22 protein-coding genes are annotated in these 21598 nt (G+C 43.6%); 11 read left to right on the forward strand and 11 right to left on the reverse strand.

Annotated elements, in window-relative coordinates; genetic code table 11:
* Positions 1-5: 5 nt before the first annotated feature.
* On the forward strand, positions 6-983 hold the full coding sequence (locus tag IAE16_RS03695; RefSeq protein ID WP_323701378.1) for a gluconeogenesis factor YvcK family protein: 978 nt from the start codon (positions 6-8) through the stop codon (positions 981-983).
* Complete coding sequence (gene nadB, locus IAE16_RS03700) at positions 967-2490, forward strand: L-aspartate oxidase (RefSeq protein WP_323701379.1); 1524 nt, start codon at positions 967-969, stop codon at positions 2488-2490. The genes IAE16_RS03695 and nadB overlap by 17 nt, the downstream gene beginning before the upstream one ends.
* Positions 2491-2697: 207 nt before the next feature.
* Here nadB and IAE16_RS03705 read toward each other — a convergent pair whose 3' ends face one another.
* Together IAE16_RS03705 and IAE16_RS03710 are read right to left on the reverse strand one after the other, a co-directional pair.
* Positions 2698-3585: an IS5 family transposase gene (locus IAE16_RS03705; protein ID WP_323699884.1), complete on the reverse strand. Its 888-nt coding sequence runs from the start codon at positions 3583-3585 to the stop codon at positions 2698-2700.
* A gap of 26 nt (positions 3586-3611) precedes the next feature.
* Positions 3612-3833: a hypothetical protein gene (locus IAE16_RS03710; protein ID WP_323701380.1), complete on the reverse strand. Its 222-nt coding sequence runs from the start codon at positions 3831-3833 to the stop codon at positions 3612-3614.
* A gap of 201 nt (positions 3834-4034) precedes the next feature.
* Here IAE16_RS03710 and IAE16_RS03715 point away from each other — a divergent pair, with 201 nt between their 5' ends.
* The 7 genes from IAE16_RS03715 (at position 4035) to tpiA (ending at position 9044) form a co-directional block, all read left to right on the forward strand.
* Entirely contained in the window at positions 4035-4163 is a 129-nt protein-coding gene (locus tag IAE16_RS03715) for a hypothetical protein (RefSeq protein ID WP_323701381.1), read from the forward strand.
* A gap of 288 nt (positions 4164-4451) precedes the next feature.
* On the forward strand, positions 4452-4814 hold the full coding sequence (locus IAE16_RS03720; RefSeq protein ID WP_323701382.1) for a DUF1232 domain-containing protein: 363 nt from the start codon (positions 4452-4454) through the stop codon (positions 4812-4814).
* The gene (locus tag IAE16_RS03725) at positions 4814-5788 is read left to right on the forward strand and encodes an ABC transporter permease (RefSeq protein ID WP_323701383.1); all 975 of its coding nucleotides are present in this window, start codon (positions 4814-4816) and stop codon (positions 5786-5788) included. The genes IAE16_RS03720 and IAE16_RS03725 overlap by 1 nt, the downstream gene beginning before the upstream one ends.
* A gap of 13 nt (positions 5789-5801) precedes the next feature.
* Positions 5802-6353 (forward strand): DJ-1 family glyoxalase III, encoded by a 552-nt coding sequence (locus IAE16_RS03730; protein ID WP_323701384.1) that lies wholly within the window; start codon positions 5802-5804, stop codon positions 6351-6353.
* On the forward strand, positions 6350-7525 hold the full coding sequence (locus IAE16_RS03735) for a class I SAM-dependent rRNA methyltransferase (RefSeq protein WP_323701385.1): 1176 nt from the start codon (positions 6350-6352) through the stop codon (positions 7523-7525). Before IAE16_RS03730 ends, IAE16_RS03735 begins: the two co-directional genes overlap by 4 nt.
* Complete coding sequence (uppP, locus tag IAE16_RS03740) at positions 7525-8295, forward strand: undecaprenyl-diphosphatase UppP (RefSeq protein WP_323701386.1); 771 nt, start codon at positions 7525-7527, stop codon at positions 8293-8295. The genes IAE16_RS03735 and uppP overlap by 1 nt, the downstream gene beginning before the upstream one ends.
* Positions 8296-8303: 8 nt before the next feature.
* Complete coding sequence (tpiA, locus tag IAE16_RS03745; protein WP_323701387.1) at positions 8304-9044, forward strand: triose-phosphate isomerase; 741 nt, start codon at positions 8304-8306, stop codon at positions 9042-9044.
* Here the strand turns inward: tpiA and IAE16_RS03750 are convergent.
* A complete protein-coding gene (locus IAE16_RS03750; RefSeq protein ID WP_323701388.1) occupies positions 9003-10061 on the reverse strand; it encodes an LptF/LptG family permease in 1059 nt (352 codons plus the stop codon). The two genes, tpiA and IAE16_RS03750, sit on opposite strands and share 42 nt — an antisense overlap.
* 16 nt (positions 10062-10077) lie before the next feature.
* On the opposite strand from IAE16_RS03750, the gene gcvT reads away from it, so the two are divergent.
* Positions 10078-11097 carry a glycine cleavage system aminomethyltransferase GcvT gene (gcvT, locus tag IAE16_RS03755; protein ID WP_323701389.1) on the forward strand — a complete coding sequence of 340 codons (1020 nt, stop codon included), beginning with the start codon at positions 10078-10080 and terminating at the stop codon, positions 11095-11097.
* On the opposite strand, the gene mnmH is transcribed toward gcvT, so the two are convergent.
* The 7 genes from mnmH to rdgB form a co-directional block, all read right to left on the reverse strand.
* Positions 11053-12099, reverse strand: coding sequence for a tRNA 2-selenouridine(34) synthase MnmH (mnmH, locus tag IAE16_RS03760; protein ID WP_323701390.1), 1047 nt, complete (start codon positions 12097-12099; stop codon positions 11053-11055). The genes gcvT and mnmH overlap by 45 nt on opposite strands.
* Positions 12100-12126: 27 nt before the next feature.
* Positions 12127-13452 (reverse strand): ArnT family glycosyltransferase, encoded by a 1326-nt coding sequence (locus IAE16_RS03765; protein WP_323701391.1) that lies wholly within the window; start codon positions 13450-13452, stop codon positions 12127-12129.
* A 3-nt stretch (positions 13453-13455) separates the two neighbouring features.
* A complete protein-coding gene (gene gatA, locus IAE16_RS03770; RefSeq protein ID WP_323701392.1) occupies positions 13456-14895 on the reverse strand; it encodes an Asp-tRNA(Asn)/Glu-tRNA(Gln) amidotransferase subunit GatA in 1440 nt (479 codons plus the stop codon).
* Positions 14896-15009: 114 nt separating this feature from the next.
* The gene (locus IAE16_RS03775; RefSeq protein ID WP_323701393.1) at positions 15010-15693 is read right to left on the reverse strand and encodes an HAD family hydrolase; all 684 of its coding nucleotides are present in this window, start codon (positions 15691-15693) and stop codon (positions 15010-15012) included.
* Positions 15690-16601 (reverse strand): LysR substrate-binding domain-containing protein, encoded by a 912-nt coding sequence (locus IAE16_RS03780; protein WP_323701394.1) that lies wholly within the window; start codon positions 16599-16601, stop codon positions 15690-15692. The genes IAE16_RS03775 and IAE16_RS03780 overlap by 4 nt, the downstream gene beginning before the upstream one ends.
* Positions 16602-16643: 42 nt before the next feature.
* The gene (locus IAE16_RS03785; RefSeq protein WP_323701395.1) at positions 16644-17045 is read right to left on the reverse strand and encodes an arsenate-mycothiol transferase ArsC; all 402 of its coding nucleotides are present in this window, start codon (positions 17043-17045) and stop codon (positions 16644-16646) included.
* 7 nt (positions 17046-17052) lie between these two features.
* On the reverse strand, positions 17053-17649 hold the full coding sequence (rdgB, locus tag IAE16_RS03790) for an RdgB/HAM1 family non-canonical purine NTP pyrophosphatase (protein WP_323701396.1): 597 nt from the start codon (positions 17647-17649) through the stop codon (positions 17053-17055).
* 15 nt (positions 17650-17664) lie between these two features.
* On the opposite strand from rdgB, the gene gatB reads away from it, so the two are divergent.
* Positions 17665-19077 (forward strand): Asp-tRNA(Asn)/Glu-tRNA(Gln) amidotransferase subunit GatB, encoded by a 1413-nt coding sequence (gene gatB, locus IAE16_RS03795; RefSeq protein WP_323701397.1) that lies wholly within the window; start codon positions 17665-17667, stop codon positions 19075-19077.
* A gap of 6 nt (positions 19078-19083) precedes the next feature.
* Here gatB and IAE16_RS03800 read toward each other — a convergent pair whose 3' ends face one another.
* Complete coding sequence (locus IAE16_RS03800) at positions 19084-21522, reverse strand: putative bifunctional diguanylate cyclase/phosphodiesterase (protein ID WP_323701398.1); 2439 nt, start codon at positions 21520-21522, stop codon at positions 19084-19086.
* Positions 21523-21598: the final 76 nt, after the last annotated feature.

The raw sequence follows: 21598 nt of genomic DNA on the forward strand, positions 1-21598 counted from the left end.
TCCTCATGAGGCTTGTAGCCATTGGAGGAGGAACGGGGCTCTCCACGCTTTTGAGAGGTCTAAAAGAGAAGGTGGGAAAGGACATTGAAGACCTCTCTGCCATAGTCACGGTGGCGGACAGTGGAGGAAGCACGGGAAGGCTCAGAAAAATATACAACATGCCAGCACCAGGAGACATAAGAAACTGCATTGTTGCTCTTTCGGAGAGCGAGGAGATAATGCAAAAACTTTTCCAGTTTAGGTTCAAAGGTGGAGAACTTGAGGGTCATGCCTTTGGCAATCTTTTCCTTGTAGCACTTACGGAGATAACAGGTAGCTTTATGAATGCAATAAACATAGCATCACAGATATTAAGGACAAAGGGTGAGATAATACCTGCAACCCTTGAAAGTATTCAGCTTTGTGCGGAGTTTAGCGACGGGAAAATTATTTGTGGTGAAGAGGACATAACCGAGTATGGAAAGCACGACAGCGTAAGAATTAAAAACATATGGATAGAGCCAAGGGAAGCAAGAGCACCCATAGATGCTATTGCAAAGATAGAGTCTGCGGATATGATAGTTTTTGGTCCTGGGAGCTTATATACGAGCATAATCCCTAACCTACTCATTCAAGACATAAGGGAAGCGGTAAACCACTCCTTAGCTGTAAAGGTTTTTGTGGTAAACGCCATGACCCAGCCTGGAGAAACTGACAGCTTTACCGCCTATGACCATATAAAAGCCTTTAAAGAGTATACGGGCATTGAGAGGATAGATGTGGCTGTGGTAAACACAAAAATGCCATCAAGTTCTGTTTTGAAGAGGTATTTGGAACAAAAACAAGAACCCGTAGTGCCAGATGTGGCAAGGATAGCAAAGGAAGGCATAGAAGTATATACGGAAGACCTAATAGGCGATAAGGACGACTTTGTAAGGCACGACCCACACAGGCTTGCGGATCTTATAGTGGAAATATACAAAAAGCATGGCGTTTTTTCTTAACTTTGACATTTCAAGGCTTTCTGTAGAAGAAGCCAAGGTAGTGATATGTGGCAGTGGCATTGCTGGACTTACCAGTGCCATAGTTTTAAAGGAGCTTGGCATAGAGCCTATTGTCCTCACAAGGGGGATAGGAAACACCTACTACTCTCAGGGTGGTATTGCTTGTGCTATTGACCCAAAGGACAGCCCATACCTTCATATGCTTGATACACAAAAGGCAGGAAGGGGGCTATGCAAAGAGGAAACCCTCAAAATTCTCGTAGACGAAGGCATCCAAAGAATGGCAGACCTCAAAAGGTGGGGCGTGGTCTTTGATGAAGAGACCACCATAGAAGGAGGTCATTCCTTTCCAAGAGTATACAAGGTAAAGGACTACACGGGCAAAGCCATATACCAAGCCTTGTGGAAGAGGTCTCAAAGCTTAGGCATTAGGGTAATAAGGGGAGAGTTAGAGGAAATCCTTGGAGAGGAAAGGGTAGAAGGGCTTGTTTACCATGAGGGGCAAAGCCTTAGAGTTATAAAAACACCTGCCATCCTTTTGGCAACGGGTGGGTCTGCGAGTATGTTTTTGCATACCTCTAACCCAGTAAAGGTAAGAGGAGACGCACTGGGCATAGCACTAAGGAAGGGCGTAAAACTAATTAACCCAGAGTTTGTGCAGTTCCATCCCACAGTGGTGAAAAACACCAGCATACTCATCTCAGAAGCGGTTAGGGGAGAAGGTGCTATTTTGGTGGATTCAAAAGGTGAAAGGTTTGTGGAAGAGCTCCAGCCAAGGGATGTGGTAGCAAGGGCAATATACAAAAAGCTAAGACAAGGGCAAGAGGTTTTCCTTGACCTAAGACCCATAAAAGCCAAAGGAGTAGACCTCTCCAAAAGGTTTCCCACCATATACTCCATGCTAAGGGAAGCAGGCTACAACCCAGAAACCCAACCCATACCCATCACACCCGCATCTCACTACTTTATAGGTGGCATTGAGGTAGACAGCTATGGAAAAACCACCTTTGAAGGTCTCTATGCGGTAGGAGAATGTGCCTGCACGGGCGTGCATGGGGCAAACAGACTTGCCTCTAACTCCTTGCTTGAGGGCTTGGTTTTTGGATACAGAACCGCCTACAGAATTTTTCATGACCTTTCCTTTTTGAAAAAGCCAAAGGAGACCTATTACAAAAACAAAAGGGAAGGGCAAAAAGACCCACCTTACACCTTTGAAGACCTGAGAAGGCTTATGTGGGAAAACTGTGGACTGGAAAGGGAAGAGACCTCTCTCAAACAGGCACTTGAAAAGCTAAGCACATGGCTACAAACATGGAAAGACTGGAAACCCACCATAGAAAACCGCCAGCTTTTTGACATAAGCCTTGTAGCCATGGCTACCCTTAGCTGTGCTCTTTGGAGAAGGGAAAGCAGGGGAGTGCACTACAGGGTGGACTATCCTTTTGAGAGGGAGGAGTTTAGAAAAGACAGCGTTTTTGCTCCTCGTTTTCTTATGTTGGGAGAGTAGTCTCCTTTAGGGGTTTCTGAGGGTTTCTGTTTTTTGTCTTTACTTGCATCCCTCACAGTGGGCTTAAAACGGGCTAAAGAGTTTGAGGAGTATTATGAAGAGCTCAGGGAAGATATCTAAGGTTTTTCCTAAGTGCTCTGTCCAACAATGCAAATTTTAAACTCCCATCAAAATTCCACTTCCTGTTTATACTATATTACATATACCTTAAGTTCCCAAATTAAGAAATAGATTTATTATCCATACCTTAAACACAACCTCTTTCCTTATGTTCTCAAATTTTACATGACTTACATACTCGCCAAACCATCGCTTGAATACAGAAAAAAAGCTCTCTACAAGCCATCGCTTGCCATAACCACTCGCTTCTTTCCACACCCTCTTACTTCTCCTTATTAGCCTTATAACCTTATCCCTCGCTATATTTCCACTTATCCTCGCAGATGACCTCGGCAATATACACGCCTCTATTCCTCTCTCATGCATGTCCCTGAATATCCTGTGTGTGTCATAGCCTCCGTCCGCTATTACCTTCTCTACTCTCTTGCACTTCTCTTTAGCTTTCTGCCTTGCTGTCTCTACAAGCTCCTCTGCCTTCTGGCTATCATGTGTCTTCTCATCAGTTACTTCAACACTAACCACCTGCTTGCTATTTATGTCAAAGGCTACGTGTAGCTTTATCCATCCCTTCCTTGTCCTCCTACCATGCTTTTTTCTAAGCCACTCTCCTCTGTTTGTGACCTTTAACCCAGTTGAGTCAAGCACTATGACAAAGTCATCTTGTAGCTTTTCTATCTGTGGCAGGTCTTCAAGGTTTATCTCTTCTTTTGTTAATCTATAATGCAGTGTTCTAAAGTTGGGGATGGTAACGCCCAAGGAGGAAAAGATTTTTCTTGCCAATCCTTCTGTCTGTCTATATGGTAGTCTGAGGGAGAATTTTAGGAGCAAGAGTAGGAATATGAGTGCTTTTGGGTATGTGTATGGTCTTCCTCTTTTTGGCTTTGTGTCTGGAGTGGTCGGGCTTCCGAAAAGGGATAGGTCAATAAGCATTTCCCCTCTCTTAACCAGTTCCTTGTTATAGTCCCTGTTTCTCATCTCTTTCCTACCTTATTTTAAAGAGATTATATCTTAGACAAAGCAAGTGCAAACTTGTAAACCACATACAACATCATAAGAATAGTAGCAAGTATAAAGGCAAGAAACAGACCTATTATTGCCAAAACTGGGAAAAAGTAAAAAATCGCAATCAAAATAGCCCAAGAGATAAGACCAAACATAGCAGAGATTATAAACCAGTCTCCATCCCTCACAGTGGGCTTAAAACGAACAAGAAGTTTCAGCAATCAACAAAAAAGCAGAAGTCTCCATTCCTCACGGTGGGCTTAAAACCTCAAATCTACACACAAAGAAAAGCAGGAATTATCAAGCATTTTCTTATGGTAGCACTCCTCTCAAGTTGAGGTAGTTTGCCAGAAGTGTCAGGTCATGCAAGGTTGAGTATGTTATTATCAAGTTTAAATCTTTGAGAGGTAAGGCTTTGGAGCATGTGTCATAAAAGCATAAAAGCATCAAAGCATCTTGATGCCAAAACATCAAAGCATAAAGGCATTAAAAATAATTCAAGCAAACTACCCTATCTCCACCCTACGACCTCTGAAAGAGCCTACAGATAGAAAGCATAAAGAAAAATACCTCAACTTGAGAGCTATCAGCCAAGAGGCTAAGGAATTTAGAGAAGTTAAGGCATAAAAGTGCGGTAAGCAAGTCCCACCAGTGTGGCTTCCAAAGCCTATTGAGCGAATATTACTCCCTTAACTTCAAGAATCAAAAGCCCTATTCACCTGCCAAGATGTCAAGGGAGGCAAAGCTCCAACTAAATGCCTTAGGGTTATTATAGCTCAAAATCTCTCTCCCATATCAAGCCAACACCAAGGCAAAGGCGGTGCTATAATAAAAAACTTATGGAGGCAAAACTGACAAAATACTACAGGGATATAGACATAAGGGAACTGGGTAGGCTCTTTGAGGAAAAGCTCAGAAGGGTCTCTCCCACTATGGAGTATGTGAGAAACCTTATACTTGATGCCAAAATGCTCTATAGGATACTCTCTGACGAGGAGTTTGACCTAAGGCAAGAAGCCAAAAGGGACTTTGTGTCCGCACTTTTATACTTTATAGAAGAGAAGGACTCCATACCTGACCGCATACCCTTGATAGGCTACCGGGATGACTACAAGCTCATAAAATACGTCAAAGAAAAGCACAGGGAAGAGATAAACCGCTACTTTTCACAGGTTAAGCACTTTATAGCCAACTACTTCTAATGGTGGGCTTTCTGCTCTATAGACTTCTTCAGGCTTTTATAACCCTGCTGGGTGTTACCTTTTTGTCCTTTCTTATCATAAAACTTGCACCGGGGGACTACCTTGACCAGCTAAAGCTAAACCCTCAAATATCTCCAGAAACCATAGAAGCCCTAAAGAGGCAATACGGTCTTGACCAAAACCTCCTTCTGCAATACGTAAAGTGGCTTACCTCTGCCCTTAGGTTTGACCTTGGATATAGCTTTCAGTATCACGCTCCTGTATCTCAGCTCATAGGCGAAAGGGTCTGGAATACCCTATTGCTTACCGCTACCTCTACAGTCTTGTCTTGGCTTATAGCGGTTCCTCTTGGTATGTGGGCGGGGCTAAAGGAAGGCACTTGGATAGACAGGCTCATAAGGGCATACAGCTACGCTTTTATGTCTTTTCCTTCCTTTTTCCTCGCCTTTGTTATCCTTGTTTTGGTTTCAAAGACGGGCTACCTGCCAGTGGGTGGTCCCTATAGTCCAGACTTTCATAAGCTAAGCCTTTGGGGTAAAATAGTGGATGTGCTTTCTCATCTTTTTGTGCCTGTCCTTACCTTGACCCTTGTGTCCTCCGCGGGTCTTATAAGGCTTATGAGAAGCAGTGTTATAGAGATAAAGAACAGTCCTATGGTGGTAATGCTTAGGGCAAAGGGTGTGTCCGATTGGGTTATCATTAAACATATACTCAGAAATGCCATGAACCCTTTTACTACCCTTATTGGCTATGAGATAGCGGGTCTCCTGTCGGGTGCAGCTCTTATTGAGATAATAGTGGGTTGGCCTGGGCTTGGCACTCTTATGTTGGATGCGGTGCTCTCTCAAGACCTCTTTCTTGTTATGGGAGGGCTATACATCGGCACTATAATGCTACTTATAGGAAACCTTATTGCGGATATCCTTCTTGCTGTGGTAGACCCGAGGGTAAGGGAGAGGGAGATAATAAAATGAAGGAGGTTTTCTTATGCCAAAGGTAGCTATAATTCTTGCGGAGGGCTTTGAAGAGGTGGAGGCGGTTGCACCCATTGACGTGCTAAGGCGTGCAGGCGTGGAGGTTGTGATTGCAGGGCTCTATCCTGAACCTGTCGCCAGTGCAAGGGGTGTAAAGATAGTGCCAGAGACTACCGTTGACCAGCTTAAGGCGGAAGAGCTTGACCTTGTCATATTGCCCGGTGGTGCAGGTGGTGTGGAAAGGCTAAAGCAAGACCCAAGGGTAGAAGGGCTCATAAAGGCTATGCAGGAAAAGAAAAAGCTCATAGGTGCCATTTGTGCAGCACCCACAGCCTTGGCAAAGTTTGGTCTTCTTGAAGGCAAGAGAGCAACCGTGTATCCCACCCTTGTGGAAGATATCAAGCCTGCTCAGTATGTGGACAGCCCAGTGGTAGAGGACGAAAATGTTATAACCAGCCAAGGACCAGGCACAGCCCTTGAGTTTGGTCTAAGGCTTGCAGAAAGGCTCGTAGGAAGGGAACAGGCTAAGGAAGTGGCAAGGAGGATGTTGGTTCAATACGAATGATACAGGTTCGGGTAAAGCCCGGCGTTGAAGAGAGGATAAGTGGCTTTTTTCCTTGGGTTTACAAACCAGAAATTATAGGATACTCTAAGCCACCTCAGAAGGGAGACCTTGTGGTAGTAAGGGACTTTGGGGGTAAGTTCCTTGGCTACGGTTATATAAACCCTTCCGCCAGCATAAGCATAAGGATACTTTCCTTTGACAAGGAAGAGCCCATCAATCAAGAGCTCATAAGAAAGAGATTAGAGCAAGCCCTTGAGTATAGAAAAAGGCTAAAAATAAACAGCAACGCCTATAGGCTTGTTCACTCAGAAGGAGACCTTCTACCTGGGCTTGTGGTGGACATATATGGCGAATATGTGGTGGTGGAGTTTACCACCTACGGTATGAATAGACTAAGGGACTGGGTAATTCCTGCACTCATTGACCTTTTGAAACCAAGAGGCATCTATGAAAAAACCGACGAGTATGTAGCCTCTGCGGAGGGTTTTAGAGAAAAGGGTGGGGTCATATACGGAGAAGTGCCAGAGGAGGTCATAATCTGGGAGTATGACCTTGAGTTTATCGTTAACATACCACAGGGGCAGAAAACTGGCTTTTTCCTTGACCAAAGGTGGGCAAGAAGGCTCATAAGGAGCTTTGTCCGTCCGGGGGATGAATGCCTTGACGTTTTCTGCCACACAGGAGGCTTTGCCCTTAGTATGAAAAAGGCGGGTGCGGGAAGGGTTATAGCCATAGACATCTCTGAGCTTGCCCTTGAGACCGCAAAGAAAAACGCAGGGCTAAACCAGATTGAAGGCATAGAGTGGATAAACGCCAACGCCTTTGACCTGCTTAGGCAGTTTCATAAGGAAGGAAGAAAATTTGACCTTGTGGTAATAGACCCACCTTCCTTTGCAAAGAATAGAGCGTCCGTTCCAAACGCCCTGCGAGGTTATAAGGAGCTTTTAGTGAGAGGCTTGCACCTTACAAAACCCGGTGGCTACTTAGCCATATACTCCTGTTCCTTTCATATAACAAGGGAGCATCTTTTAGAAGTGCTCGCATCCGCAGGCAAAGATACAAGAAGGCAGGTTCGTATTGTGGCGGAGAGCTTTCAAGACCTTGACCATCCATGGGTCTTGCAGATGCCTAATACCCTATATCTAAAGGGAATATATGCGGAGGTGTTATGATGGAGATAAGTCAAGCCTTTATATTGGGGGTGGTGGAGGGACTTACGGAGTTCCTGCCCGTCTCCTCCACAGGACATCTTATCCTCACCGCCCATCTTCTTGGCATACCTCACAACACTTTTACCAAGAGCTTTGAGATTTCCATACAGCTTGGCTCAATACTGGCGGTGGTTTTTCTCTATTGGAGGAGGTTTCTTACAGACCTTGAGCTTTGGAAGAGGATAGGTGTTGCCTTTCTGCCTACAGGAATTCTCGGCTTTAGCTTCTACAAGTTCATTAAGGGATACCTTATAGGCAACGATGTGGTAGTGGTTATAGCTTTAGTGCTTGGTGGTGTTTTTCTCCTTTTTGCAGACAGGGTGTGCGAGCGTTTTTGTTATCTTGGAGATGCAAGAGAGCTCAGCTACAAAAGAGCCTTTGCCATAGGTCTCTTTCAGAGCCTTGCCATGGTGCCTGGGGTTTCAAGGTCTGCGTCCACCATAATAGGTGGTATGCTAATGGGTCTAAATAGGAAGGCGTCTGCGGAGTTTTCCTTCCTCCTTGCAGTTCCCACCATGCTTATTGCCACAGGCTATGACCTCTTTAAGTCTCATGGAGAGTTTCAAAGTCAAGATTGGCAGGTGCTTTCTGTAGGCTTTATAACCGCCTTTGTCTTTGCCCTAATAAGCGTAAAGGCACTGCTCGCCTTTCTTTCAAAACACTCCTTTCTTCCCTTTGGCATATATAGGATAGTCATAGGCTTGGCTTACGCCTACTTTTTTCTGCTATAATTTATCTGATGAAGCTCATAGCAGGAAACTGGAAGATGAACCTCACACCCTCTGAAACAAGGGAATACCTCTCAAAGTTTCTCCCTCTTGTTGAGGACATCTCAGACAGAGAAATACTCCTTTGCCCACCCTTTACATCCCTATGCGTAGCCTATGAGCTCCTAAGGGAAAGCAAGGTCAAGCTCGGTGCTCAAAACTGCCATTATGAACAAAAGGGTGCATACACGGGGGAGATTTCTCTCAATATGCTAAAAGACCTTGGCGTTTCCTACGTGATAATAGGTCATTCAGAAAGAAGATGGATTTTTGGCGAGTCTGACGAGCTAATAAACAAAAAATTGACCGCTTGCCTTCAGGGGAACATAAGACCTGTGCTTTGTGTGGGTGAAAGGCTTGAAGAGAGAGAGGCAGGTTTAACCTTCAAGGTGGTAGAAACTCAAATAAGGCTTGCTCTTTCTGGAATAGAACACTACACGGACAGCATAGATATAGCCTATGAACCCGTCTGGGCTATAGGGACAGGAAACCCTGCCACACCAGAAGATGCCCAGCTTGTCCACGCCTTTATAAAAGACCTTCTCCACCAAATAAACCCACAGCACGCAGGAAAAACAAGGGTGCTATACGGTGGGAGCGTAAACCCAAAGAACGCAGGAGATTTCATGAAGATGAAGGATGTGGACGGCTTGCTCGTGGGTGGTGCCAGCTTAGACCCTGAATCCTTTGCTCAAATCGTAAAGTCCTTTTAAACTCAAAATAGGTATGGGAGCGTAGAGGAGAAGTATCAGGGGCAGGCTCAGGTTAGTGTTTTCTATGGTAGACCTAATAAGGTTTATAGAAAACCAATGGGCGGAGAAGGAAACAACAAGGGCAAAAAGTCCAAGTTTTAGACTTCGCCATCTTATGTAAACCCAACCCACTATAAGGCTCATAAAGAGAGGAAGAAAAGAGGTCAATGTTCGCTTTGATAGCTCGTAGGCGTATTGTCTGTAGTTTATGCCTATGCCTTTACCAAGAAGGCTAAGCACAAAAAGCTCCCTCATGGAGAGGTGCTCTGGCTTTTCCGCAAGAGGACCTATCTGAGAAAGGTCAATAAATTCAAAGGTTAGCTTTTGAAGTTTTTCTTCGCCAGTAGAGAGGTCTTTAAGGCTCGCCTCGGGAAAGTTCAAAAATTCGCCATGCCACTCTCCAGTCTCTGCGGTTGCTACTTGTGTTATAGACCCATCCTTTACCTTAAGAAGGTAAAAGCCATGCACCTTGCCAGTGGATAAGTCTACAAGCTCAAAGTTGTAAAATTCTTTTTCTCCATTTTTTTCCTGCGTAAGCCACAAGTTTCTCACTATTCCCTTTTCTATCTCCTTAGCCTTTTTGTATTCCTTTTCTATGCTAAAAAGCCTTTTTTGACTTTGTGGATAGAGCCAATAACTACCAAAAAGGTTAAAAATTGAAAGGAAAAGAGAGAAAAAGATGGCAAAGGAGAAAAATCTCAAAGGTGAGATGCCAAAGCTTTGAATAAGCAAGTCTATCTTTCTCTGAAAGAGTCTCCTGAGAGCTACAAGCAAGGCAAGGGCGTTCACAAAAGCACCAGAGTAAAAAAAGGCAGTGGGAAGGAAGTTAAGAGAGTAAGATATCGCAACCTCAGGATTTCTATTCTTGAAAACCAAGAAAACCTCACCTATCATATAGGCGTATAGTATTCCTATGAGAACTACAAGTAAAAGGGCAAAGGTTTTAATGTGGTTAACTAACAGGTATCTAAAAAGCATAGGCTAAAATTTTAATATGAGAACACCTCTCTATTCAAAACACAAAGAACTCGGTGCAAGGTTTGTGGAGTTTGCAGGCTGGGAAATGCCTCTTGAATACAAGTCCATAGTGGAAGAGGTAAGGGCGGTAAGAAGCTCTTGCGGGCTTTTTGATGTGTCTCATATGGGAAGGCTAATTATCTCCGATGGCTTTGAGACACTACAAAAGCTAACTTCCAGAGACATCGGAAGGCTAAAAGAGGGTAGGGTGCAATACAACCTGCTTTTAAACGAGCAAGGTGGAGTAAGGGATGATATAACCCTCTATAGGCTTTCTGAAAGGGAGTTTTTTATGTGTGTAAATGCAGGAAACAAGGAAAAGGTCAAAGAGTGGCTTTTGGGCTGGGGGCTTTCTGTAAGAGACATGAGCCAAGAGTGGATGCAATTTGCCATTCAAGGACCATGGTCGCAAGAAGTCCTTAGCAAACACCTACCTGTGGGGGACATAAAATACTACCACTTTAAGGTCTTTGGAGATATGCTCCTTTCACGCACAGGATACACGGGCGAGGATGGATTTGAAGTCTATGCACCGGTGGAAAGGGTCTTAGAGCTTTTTATGGAGCTTTCCAAGGAATGTATGCCCTGCGGGCTTGGTGCAAGGGATGTTTTGAGGATAGAGGCAGGTATGCCACTGTATGGACACGAGCTTTCAGAAGATATAACACCCTTTGAAGCCAACCTTCACAGGTATGTGAGCCTTGAAAAGGACTTTGTAGGGAAAGAGGCACTTTTAAATAAGAAGGTAGAAAAGGTTCTTTTTGGACTTGAGCTTTTGCAAAGAGGCGTGCCAAGAGAGGGCTACAAGGTATTTTACAAAGACAAGGAGATAGGCTATGTAAGCAGTGGCACTTACTCTCCAACCCTGCAGAAGGGTATAGCACTTTGTTTTGTCCATGTAGACCACAGAATTGATGGACTTGAAGTGGACCTGCAAGTGAGAGATAAAAGGCTACCTGCAAGGCTTAGAAGTTATCCCTTCCTTCAGAAGGCATGAGTATATATCCTTCAGTCTTTTAAGACATATATCTATTTGGTCGCAGGTGAGCCTAAAGGAAGGGTGCTTGTGTGGTTTGTAAGTTTTGTCGTAGTATTCCCTTATAAGGAACTCTGCAAACTCCTCTACGCGTTCCTTGCTTAGCAGTTCAAGAGCCAATGAGTAATTCCTCTCTCCAAGATACCTTCTTATCCTAAGCAAGGACTCCTTTGCCTCCTCCTGCCAGTCTTCAAACTTAGTATACTCTTCAAGGAGATTTTTCACCCTCTTCTCCAGCGATGCTTCAATTTCTACATATACTCCCTCCTCTTTCTTTCTCCAAAAGGCTTCTGGAAGATGTATGTTACCTATTGCCCTACTCTCATCTTCGGTAAAGATAAGGTCTGATTCTGCTCTTAAAAGGCTCTCATATAGGAGGGTATCAAACATCTTTTGGCTTACTCTTTCCCTTATGCCCATCTTTCCAAAGGCGGAGCCTCTGTCTTTTGCAAGACCCTCAAGATCAACCACAGTATAGCCTTCTTCCTTTAGCTTCCTTAGTATACGCGTCTTTCCCACGCCAGTTTTACCAGCAAGCACTATAAAACTCTTACCTTCAAGGATTCTCTCCATTTCTCTAAGGATAAACTCTCTGTAAGCTCTGTAGCCACCTTCAATCCTTAGAACCTCAACCCCCATAGATTGAAGAACTTTACATAGCTCTTGACTTCTCAAGCCACCTCTCCAGCAGTAGACCACCACATGCCTATATCTTTCCTTCAAATCTCTGAAACTTTTCAAAAGACCCTCAAGTTTTGATTCCGCTATTTCATAACCCAGATGTTTCGCCCTATCCACTCCGTCCCTCCTGTAGATGAGTCCTATAAGTCTTTTTTCTTCATCCTCAAACAAAGGCAAGTTAATAGCACCGGGTATATGAAACTCTTGGTATTCTGAAGGGCTTCTTATGTCTACAAGAACCTTATCCTCAAGTTGGTATATCTTCTCAGGGCTTATATCCATAGTTTAATAATTTAAGGCGTCTATATACTACTTCACCAATCTTTCAAGACGAATGGTTTTATCCTTTAGTTTAAACTCCGCAACACTAAAACCCTTTGATTCTCCACAGGCAACTACATACTCCGCATCCTTGTTTTTCCCTAACGACTGCAGAGGTTCGCCTTTCAACAAACCTATATATAAACACACGGATTTCTCCTGTGGACATTCGCAGGCTATTGGACTTTTGGGGTCTATAAGTTTTACCATCCGCTCTGCAATTCTTTTTCTTGAAGTTTCTCTGCTTTCTGCGTAAGGGAAAAAGAAAAAGCTATGGAGAAATTTCAGTATCACTATTCCAGAGAGAACAATAAAAAGTAGTCTCTTATAGGCTTCAACCCTGAAAGCCTTATGAACGTAATAGGCAAAAAGTATTGCCAAGAGTGGATAAAGTGGCATTATGTATCTGCCTGCAGAGTTGGAAACCCAATAGGGAATGTAGTTGGCTATGAAAAGCAAGAGAAGTGCTCTTAGCTGTAGAGGAAAGTCAAGGTCTTTTCTTGCCACATACAAAGACAAAGGGAAAAGAAAACTCCAAGGTAGCGTATCTTTGAAATTTACAAGTGGGAAGAAGAGCATATGCCTTAGCCTTGAAAAATCTCCTTCTACTCTGCTAAAGCTCTCTCTCCATAGGTTTGCCAAGTATTGTATTGGCTCTGGTGTTTGAATTATCCACAAAAGCGGTATAAGAAGAGAGGGCGTATATACAAGAAGGGCATCTGGTTTAAAAACCTTCGCATAACTTTTGCTATAGAGGGCAAGGGTTAGAACAGAAATACCCATAAAGGCGTAAGCAGGCAAACCTTTGAGTAAAAAGGCAAGACCAAAAACCACGCCCGCTAAAAAACCAACAACCTCTGAACCCGTGCTCCACCATATGTAAAGAAGGCAAAGGCCAAGAAATACAAAAAAGGTGAAGGTAATATCAATCTCTCCAAGAAAGCCGTAGAAAAAAAGCACATTACCAAAGGTTAGGAAAACAAGAGAGGATAGGGTGGCAAGGGAGAGGTTTCTAAAAAGATAATGGGAGAATATGCCAACGAGCAATGTGGTAAGCAAGAGAAAACTAAGGCTTACCGCCCTTGCGGTCAGCTCGCTCCAAGGTATAATTTGAGAATACAAAACTATGAGCCAGTTAAAGAGGGGAGGCTTGTTAAAGTATGGCTCGCCAAGAAAGGTAGGCTGAAGGTAGTTTCCAGAATGCCACATCTCAAAGGCTACTTGAGTGCGTAGGGATTCTTCGTTCTTGAAGGGATACCTATGAAGGTTTGGCAGGAGGCTAACAAAGGCTAAAAGGATAAAAAATAAAAACATACTCTAAAGTTTTGGCTCAAGCTCGTAGTGCTTATATACGTGCTCCCACCAATAGGAAACTCTAAGGAGGGTTGCCTCGTCAAAGGCTTTCCCTATTAGCTGTCCACCCACAGGAAGACCTTCGGACATGCCTATTGGTATGGAGATGCCAGGAAGACCTGCAAGGTTTACGCTTACAGTAAAAATGTCTGAAAGATACATAGAGATGGGGTCTGAGGTTTTTTCTCCGAACTTGAAGGCGGTTGTGGGGCTTGTGGGTGTGGCAATGAGGTCTACCCTTTCAAAAGCCTTTTCAAAATCCTGTGCTATAAGCCTTCTCACTTTCATAGCCTTAAGGTAGTAGGCATCATAATACCCTGCGGAAAGGGCAAAGGTGCCAAGAAGTATTCTCCTCTTTACCTCTGGTCCAAAGCCTTCATCTCTGGTCTTTGCATACATTTCAAAAAGGTCCTTGTATTCCCTTGTCCTGTATCCAAACCTGACACCATCATAACGCGCAAGGTTAGAGGAAGCCTCAGAGGGTGCTATGATATAGTAGCAAGGTATGGCATACTTTACGTGAGGGAGAGAGATTTCTTCTACCTGCATGCCTTCCTTTTCCATCTCCTTGAGAAAGTTTTCAAAAGCTCTTCTTACACCCTCCTCCAACCCATCCTGCATAAACTCTCTAACTACACCCACCCTTAGACCCTTTACACCTTTTCTTAGCTCTTCCGTATACTTGGGAACAGGTCTTTTACTGCTCGTGGAATCTTTAGGGTCATGTCCAGATATGACCTCCATAAGGAGTGCAACGTCTTCTGTACGTCTGCCAAAGGGTCCTATCTGGTCAAGGGAAGAGGCAAAGGCAACAAGACCATACCTGGAAACTCTTCCATAGGTGGGCTTTAGTCCAATAACACCACAAAAGCTGGCTGGTTGACGAATAGAGCCTCCCGTATCTGAACCGAGAGAAAGGGGTGCTGAGCTTACTGCAACCGCCACCGCAGAGCCACCAGAAGAGCCACCGGGAACTCTCTCCAAGTCCCATGGATTCCTTGTGGGGAAGAAGGCGGAATACTCTGTAGAAGAACCCATGGCAAACTCGTCCATATTGGTTTTTCCAACCACTAAAGCTCCTGCCCTCTTTAGCCTCTCTATAACGGTAGCGTCATAGGGAGATATATAACCTTGCAGTATCTTTGACGCACAGGTAGTGGGATAGCCTTTTACGTTTATGTTATCTTTTATGGCTATGGGTATACCAAGTAGAGGGTTTTCCTTAGAGGGTTTGAGGCTTTTTGCCTCTTCAAGGGCTCTTTCATAAAGTGGCAGTATGTAAGCCTTGACCTTATCTTCTGTTTCTAAAAACCTTTCATAAAAGCTCTGGACCACCTCTTCTGGTTTTAGCTCTCCCTTGTTTATCAAGGAAGTGAGCTCTATTACCGACTTTTTCCACAACATGGTTTATAGTTTATCATATGCAAGCCTTTGACCTGCGTGCGGAGAGATATGAAGTATGAGGAAGGATTTTATGCAGATGGAGGATTTTTGTGCCTTGTAGCTAATCCCATCCTTTCAGACATTGTTTAAACTCAAGGTGTGGAGCAATGCTTGTAAAAGGGATGTTTGTCCATGCTTTGGGATATGCCTAACATCCTCTAATACAACACTATCTCCCACGTGAATGTATTCAAGAGGTTTGTTATACATTCTTCTATAATCCCTTAGCATCTGCCAGTCCGCAAGACTATCGCCCACATAGACACCTGCATCTATACCAAGACCTTCTACGCATAGGTGTAAGGCATAAGGATGTGGTTTTCTGAGTTCCTCTTCCTCTATGGTATCCTCGTCTACCACAAAATCAAAGCATTCTGAAAGCCCATGCTTTTCAAAAAGATACAAAAGGTCTTCTCTTGGTCTTCCCGTGACTATGCCAAGAGGGTATCCCATTTCCCTTAGGCTCATAAAAAACTCTTTTCCAAGTATTAGCTTCTCCTTGTCTCTCAAATTGGTATAAAACTCGTTAAAGACCTTTACAAGCTCTTCAAAGTCCGCAGTTCCTCCATATTCCCTTATGACCTCAAGAGTGGCAAGCCAGTCGTTGTTTATGCCTTTGGAGAACTTTATTCTTCTTACCTCTTCTATGGGAACTTCTCTTTTGAGAAAATACTCCGCAGTGTGCTTTATAGCGTAGTGATAGGACTGACTTACATCCACTATGACTCCGTCCACATCAAAAATTACACCCTTCCTCATCCAGCTAATAATTCAGAGCTTGCCTTAGAAAGTAAAAATTTCATAAACTTGCTTGCCAGGAAGGTAAGTTTTTCATGCTCTGGATAGATTATGTAATACCACCTTACAGCGTTAAAACCTTTTATCTTCACAGGAACAACGCTACCCTCTTCTATTGCCTTTTCAACTATACCCTTTGAGAGAAAGCTACAGCCATAGCCATTTTTTACCATACTAAGGATTGACCTTCCGCAGTTTATCTCTATCCTTATGTTGAGCTTTTCAAAGATTATACCAAGCCTTTCCAACTCTTCCTTTACCACCTTCCTTGTGCCAGAGCTCACTTCTCTGAAGATTAGGTCTACCCCGTAGAGCTCCTCAGGCTCTATCTCTCCCTTTTTAGCAAAGGGATGAGAAGGATAAGTAAAAAAGACTACCTCATCCATGAACCATTTTATGGAGCTAAATTTTTCTGAGGGCTCTCTCTCTATAACTCCTATGTTAAGCACACCCGATGATAAACCCTCCTCTATGTGCTGAGAGTTGTCCACGAGCACTCTTATAGAGATGTTAGGAAGCTGTCTGTGAAACTCTACGAGAAGCTCTGGGACCTTGTATTCGCTTAGAGTGGTGCTTATGCCCAAAAGGAGTGTATCTTTGAAGTCCTTCTTTATCTTTGCCATCTCCTCCATGAGGTTTTCGTAGTTAGAGAGTAGACTCTTGGCGATCTCGTATATTCTCTTTCCTTCATCTGTTAGCACTATCCTACCACCCTGTCTTTGAAAGAGCTTTGCTCCTATTATCCTCTCGAGGGCTTTTATCTGCTGGGTTACCGCAGGCTGGGTTATGTAGAGTATCTCGGAAGCCTTTGAAAAGCTCCCAAGGTCTGCAACCGCTACAAAGGTCTTGAGCTTGCTAATGTCTATCATTACAATCTAAAATTATAAAACTTTCTTATGGCAAGTGTAAGGTTAACTTATCTTAAAGAGGGTTTTTATGAGACTTTCTAACTGTTCTAAGAGTTTTGAGAGCTCTTCTTTTGTCATGCTTGATGTTTCTTCCAAAACCCAATGCTCCCTTCTCATATGCTTCTCCGAATAGGAACACATGTCTCTCGCTTCGGGTGATAGAGTTATGAGCACATCCACTTGGTCGTAGGGTATTTTTTCTACAGGTTTAGGGTAGAGCTTTTCTGTGGGATAACCCTTTTCCTTTAGGAGAGCTATAACCTCCTCTGGCACTCTTTTGGCAGGCTCTACACCTGCAGAGTATATCTCCAAAGACAAAAGGGCGAGCTTTGATAGCTTTCTTGCAACCGCCTCTGCCATTATGCTCCTGACTGCGTTTTTTGTGGATATAAAGGCTATCTTCATGGAACTTCTATTTTAGCATTTGCATTATCCTTCTGAGGGCTTTGCCTCTGTGGGATATGAGGTTTTTCTCTTCCATGCTTAATTGTGCCATGCTCTTTTGGAAACCTTCTGGTTGAAAGATTGGGTCGTAGCCAAAGCCTCCTTCTCCAACTGGCTCTTGGAGTATAGTGCCATAGCATCTCCCTTCTGACCAAAGACCACCATCTTCTAAAAAAAGCACCGCAAAGGCTACATAGTATGCCCTTCTGTCCTGCTTGCCTTCCATAAGCCTTAGAAGTTTGTTTATATTCGCCTTGTCTTTGCCCTCCTTTGGCTCTTCCTTTCCTCCCCACTCTAAGTTATAAAACCTGCTGGAATAGACGCCCGGATACCCATCAAGGCTTGGAACTACGAGCCCAGAATCCTCTGCGAGGGTTGGTATTTTGTAAACCTCGTAGTATGCCTTTGCCTTTAGATAAGCGTTCTCTAAAAAGCTACAGCTTCCCTCTTCTACTTTTAGGTCTTCCTCTGGGAATAAAACCTCAACCTCATATTCCCTGAGTATGGAGAGAATTTCTCTCCTTTTTCCCAAGTTTGTGGTTGCTACAAGAATTCTCCTCACCATGCTACAATTATAAGCATGGAGTTTGAGCCAGTTATAGGTCTTGAGATACACGTGCAGATGGATACAAAAACCAAGCTCTTCTGCTCCTGTCCTGTGGAGTTTGGTGCGGAGCCAAATAGTAATGTTTGTCCTGTATGTCTTGGACTGCCTGGGAGCTTACCCGTTATAAACAAAAGGGCTGTGGAGTTTGCCATAAGGGCTGGACTTGCTCTTAACTGCCAGATAAACATGCGTTCTGTCTTTGCAAGGAAAAACTACTTTTACCCAGACCTTCCAAAGGGATACCAGATATCTCAGTATGAGGAACCTATTGCGGTCAATGGATGGCTTGAAGTAGATGGCAAAAGGGTAAGAATAAGAAGACTACACATAGAGGAGGATGCGGGTAAAAACATCCATGAAGGTTCAAAAACCCATGTGGACCTAAACAGGGCTGGCACACCTCTTATGGAAATAGTGACAGAGCCAGATATAGACTCTCCACAAATGGCAAGGGAGTTCCTTGAAAAGCTAAGAAACATTATGAGATACACTGGAGTCTCTCGTGCGGACATGGAAAAGGGACAGCTTCGTTGTGATATAAACATCTCCATAAGACCGAAGGGTTCAAAAGAGCTTGGCACGAGAGTGGAGATAAAGAACGTCAATTCCTTTCGTTTTGTCCAAAAGGCGATAGAGTCCGAAATGGAAAGGCAGATAAAACTCCTCCTTTCTGGAGAGAAGATAGTGCAAGAGACACGCACCTTTGACCCCTCCACAGGTCTAACACATACCATGAGGACAAAGGAAGAGGCGGAAGACTACAGATACTTTCCAGAGCCAGACCTCCTGCCCCTTGTAGTTCCTCCCCAGTGGTTGGAAGAGATAAAAGCCGACATGCCAGAGCTTCCAGAGGAAAGATACGAAAGGTTCATAAAAAACTACGCCCTTGACCAATACTCCGCAAAGGTGCTAACCGATAACAAAGAGCTTGGAGACTTCTTTGAAGAGTCCCTTAGGTATTACGGACAAGACCCCAAGCTAACTGCCAATTGGCTACTTAATGACCTTCTTGGAAACCTTTCAGAGGCTGGTAAAGACATAGAAAGCTCTCCTGTTAGCCCCCAAAGTCTTGCAGAACTTGTAAAACTTATAAAGGAAAATGTGCTCTCTTCAAAGCTTGCAAAGGAAGTTATAAAGGAGATGACCGCAACTGGCAAAAGCCCCTCCCAGATAGTAGAAGAAAAGGGTCTAAAGCAAGTAAGCGACGAGGGACAGATAAGGTCTATGATAGAAGAGGTTTTGAAGGAAAATTCAAAGGAAGTGGAAAGGTTCAAAGCAGGAGAGGAAAAGGTCTTTGGCTTTCTTGTGGGTCAAGTTATGAAGAAGGCAAAGGGCAAGGCAAACCCACAGATGGTAAACAGAATTCTTAAGGAAATGCTTAGGTAAAGAACCTTAAATCAACCTTTCTGATGGCTTTCCGATGTAATAACCCTGGGCATAGTCAACCTTTAAGTCTTTAAGTATCTTCAGCACTTCTCCGCTTTCCACATGTTCCGCTATTGTTTTCATTCCCATACCCCTTGCAAGAGTAACCACAGATTCTATAAATATCCTGTCTCTCCAATCTTCTATCACATCCTTTACAAACTCACCCTCCAGCTTTACAAAGTCAACAGGCAACTTTTTTATGTAATGAAAAGAGGAATAACCAGAGCCAAAGTCATCTATCGCAAACAGAAAGCCTTCTTCTTTGAGCTTCCTTATAAACCTTTCAAGCAGGCTGATGTTTTTTATACTTTCCCTTTCGGTAAGTTCAAAAACCACCTGCGATGGCTCCATGTTATATCTCCGCATGAGGTCCTTCATGTTTTCAATAAAGTTTTCCACAAGCATCGCTCTTGGAGAAAGATTAAGAAAGAGCTTACCTCTATAATGCGCATTGTACGCCTTCTTAAAGGCTTTTTCATATACCTGCATGTCCATCTTAAGAACTATACCAAGCCTCTCTGCCATCTCTATAAACTCTCCAGCTGGAGCTAAGTTGTCTCCTATTCTCATAAGAACCTCGTTACCGAAAACTTCACCATTCCTCAAATCCACTATGGGCTGGAAGAAGGGAACTATCTCTCCTTTATCAAAGGCTGTAAGCACCCTTATAGCCTTACTGCTGTATTCTCGGTATGATTGCACAAGCTCCTCCTGACTGGGAAGCCTTATCTTTCCCTTACCCTCCTCCTTCGCATTCCTAAGCATACTGTCCGCAATGAGGAAAAGGTCTTTCGGCGTTTCTCCGTGCTCTGGATATACCGCTATACCCATGGAAACCCTTGGTGAAATGGAACTCCCATCTGGTAGGTTCAGAGTAATGCTTTCTATTTGCTCCTTCAGAGAGGATGCAAGGGCATAAGCATTGAGGGGGTCAGCACCAACTGCAATAATCACAAACTCATCCCCACCGTACCTTGCAGCTATGTCAGACTTTCTTTTCCGCTCACCTATAACCCTCGCAACTTCCTTAAGAAGCATATCACCCACGTGATGACCGTAGGTGTCGTTAATAAATTTAAAGTTGTCAAGGTCAAGGATTATAAGAGAAAGTTTTCTATCAAATCTTTTCGCCCTCTCTATCTCATAGCTTAGCAGTTCCCAGAAGGTTCTTTGGTTATAAAGGGTGGTAAGCGGGTCCCTCATGGCATAGAACTCCACCTGCTCAATGTAGTCACTTATTGCCTTTGAAGAACCTATTGTGTTCACAAGAGTTGAAAGTAGACTGTTTAACACCGCCTGCTTTGCTACATCGTCCATGACACAGGATTCCACTCCAAGCCCGACTATTCCCCCAATTTGTGGTTTATCAAAAAATACAGCCTTAGTCCTGAGCCTTATTTTCTCCTTATCCTCTTCGCTGTAGATTTCCTTCCCGTTTACCGTATGATGCATGATTCGCAGTTGCCTTCCCATTAACAAAGACACTGGAAGCTCAAGGGTTATCTTCGATTTTATAAAGGCTTCAATATATCTCTCTGTTCTTTCATCTGCCTTCTTATACCAGAATATTTCAACCTTGAGCACCTCTGGCTCAAGAAAGAGGGTAAAGACTATATCAATGGGAATTATTTGGTTCATTTCACCTATCAGATTCTTTACATAATCGTGCCAGTTTTTTATGGTTTTTGACGTAATTATGAACCTTTCTAAGAGCTTCGCTTCCATATCCAGGATCTCCCTGTCTATGGCTATTGACTTTATCCTTTCACCAAGATGTTGAAGAGACTCATACACTGGTTTTAGTTCCTTGTAGGAGTCTTCTATGCTTTTATGCAGGCCTTCCACATCTTCTATTGACCTTATATTCTCAATGCTTTCACTTATTTTTCTACTTAACTGTCGTAGCAAACCTATTAAGGTAAGCAAAATAAAGGTCAATACAAGAGAAAAGGCAATCAAAGGTCCTGCTATTAACGCCTTCAAAGTATGCCTTACATTTGATACAAAGCTCTGTATGTTTATACTTGTTTCCACAAGCCCGAGAACACTGCCTTCCTGAGCGTTCCAGTGACACCTTAAACACTCCGATTCAGCCTTCACAGGTTTTATGTATAGGTAAACGCCACCCTCAAACTTGTTCTGAGGCTCACCCTTGAGGGCAAGAAAATGAAGTTCCCCCTTAGCTGGCTCAGGAACTGTGCCGTAGATTTCTTTAACAAGGTCAGACCTGTATATGTTTATGTTTACAGGTGTCCCTTGGTAGGAAACTTCAAGAGCCTTCATAAACTCAAGAAGGTCCCTTCTCTCCCAACCCCTTTTCATAACCTGATACATGGAACTGAATACCTGCTTTGAGATGCCATCTGCGGTCTGGCGGGCAGTTTCCTTAATGAAGTCGTCCATGTAACGCACAGCCACCACATAAAGGACCATATACACGGATAAGGTTAGAAGGATATAAACCAATATTATGCGAAAT

The sequence above is a fragment of the Hydrogenobacter sp. T-2 genome, assembly GCF_033971325.1.
Taxonomy (GTDB): Bacteria; Aquificota; Aquificia; order Aquificales; family Aquificaceae; genus Pampinifervens; species Pampinifervens diazotrophicum.

What these genes read in the sequence shown, in the direction of transcription:
- IAE16_RS03695 (WP_323701378.1), top strand. Translation starts at nt 6, where the DNA reads ATGAGGCTTGTAGCCATTGGAGGAGGAACGGGGCTCTCCACGCTTTTG.
- nadB (WP_323701379.1), top strand. Translation starts at nt 967, where the DNA reads ATGGCGTTTTTTCTTAACTTTGACATTTCAAGGCTTTCTGTAGAAGAA.
- IAE16_RS03705 (WP_323699884.1), bottom strand. Translation starts at nt 3,585, where the DNA reads ATGAGAAACAGGGACTATAACAAGGAACTGGTTAAGAGAGGGGAAATG.
- IAE16_RS03715 (WP_323701381.1), top strand. Translation starts at nt 4,035, where the DNA reads ATGTGTCATAAAAGCATAAAAGCATCAAAGCATCTTGATGCCAAAACA.
- IAE16_RS03720 (WP_323701382.1), top strand. Translation starts at nt 4,452, where the DNA reads ATGGAGGCAAAACTGACAAAATACTACAGGGATATAGACATAAGGGAA.
- IAE16_RS03725 (WP_323701383.1), top strand. Translation starts at nt 4,814, where the DNA reads ATGGTGGGCTTTCTGCTCTATAGACTTCTTCAGGCTTTTATAACCCTG.
- IAE16_RS03730 (WP_323701384.1), top strand. Translation starts at nt 5,802, where the DNA reads ATGCCAAAGGTAGCTATAATTCTTGCGGAGGGCTTTGAAGAGGTGGAG.
- IAE16_RS03735 (WP_323701385.1), top strand. Translation starts at nt 6,350, where the DNA reads ATGATACAGGTTCGGGTAAAGCCCGGCGTTGAAGAGAGGATAAGTGGC.
- uppP (WP_323701386.1), top strand. Translation starts at nt 7,525, where the DNA reads ATGGAGATAAGTCAAGCCTTTATATTGGGGGTGGTGGAGGGACTTACG.
- tpiA (WP_323701387.1), top strand. Translation starts at nt 8,304, where the DNA reads ATGAAGCTCATAGCAGGAAACTGGAAGATGAACCTCACACCCTCTGAA.
- IAE16_RS03750 (WP_323701388.1), bottom strand. Translation starts at nt 10,061, where the DNA reads ATGCTTTTTAGATACCTGTTAGTTAACCACATTAAAACCTTTGCCCTT.
- gcvT (WP_323701389.1), top strand. Translation starts at nt 10,078, where the DNA reads ATGAGAACACCTCTCTATTCAAAACACAAAGAACTCGGTGCAAGGTTT.
- mnmH (WP_323701390.1), bottom strand. Translation starts at nt 12,099, where the DNA reads ATGGATATAAGCCCTGAGAAGATATACCAACTTGAGGATAAGGTTCTT.
- IAE16_RS03765 (WP_323701391.1), bottom strand. Translation starts at nt 13,452, where the DNA reads ATGTTTTTATTTTTTATCCTTTTAGCCTTTGTTAGCCTCCTGCCAAAC.
- gatA (WP_323701392.1), bottom strand. Translation starts at nt 14,895, where the DNA reads ATGTTGTGGAAAAAGTCGGTAATAGAGCTCACTTCCTTGATAAACAAG.
- IAE16_RS03775 (WP_323701393.1), bottom strand. Translation starts at nt 15,693, where the DNA reads ATGAGGAAGGGTGTAATTTTTGATGTGGACGGAGTCATAGTGGATGTA.
- IAE16_RS03780 (WP_323701394.1), bottom strand. Translation starts at nt 16,601, where the DNA reads ATGATAGACATTAGCAAGCTCAAGACCTTTGTAGCGGTTGCAGACCTT.
- IAE16_RS03785 (WP_323701395.1), bottom strand. Translation starts at nt 17,045, where the DNA reads ATGAAGATAGCCTTTATATCCACAAAAAACGCAGTCAGGAGCATAATG.
- rdgB (WP_323701396.1), bottom strand. Translation starts at nt 17,649, where the DNA reads ATGGTGAGGAGAATTCTTGTAGCAACCACAAACTTGGGAAAAAGGAGA.
- gatB (WP_323701397.1), top strand. Translation starts at nt 17,665, where the DNA reads ATGGAGTTTGAGCCAGTTATAGGTCTTGAGATACACGTGCAGATGGAT.
- IAE16_RS03800 (WP_323701398.1), bottom strand. Translation starts at nt 21,522, where the DNA reads ATGGACGACTTCATTAAGGAAACTGCCCGCCAGACCGCAGATGGCATC.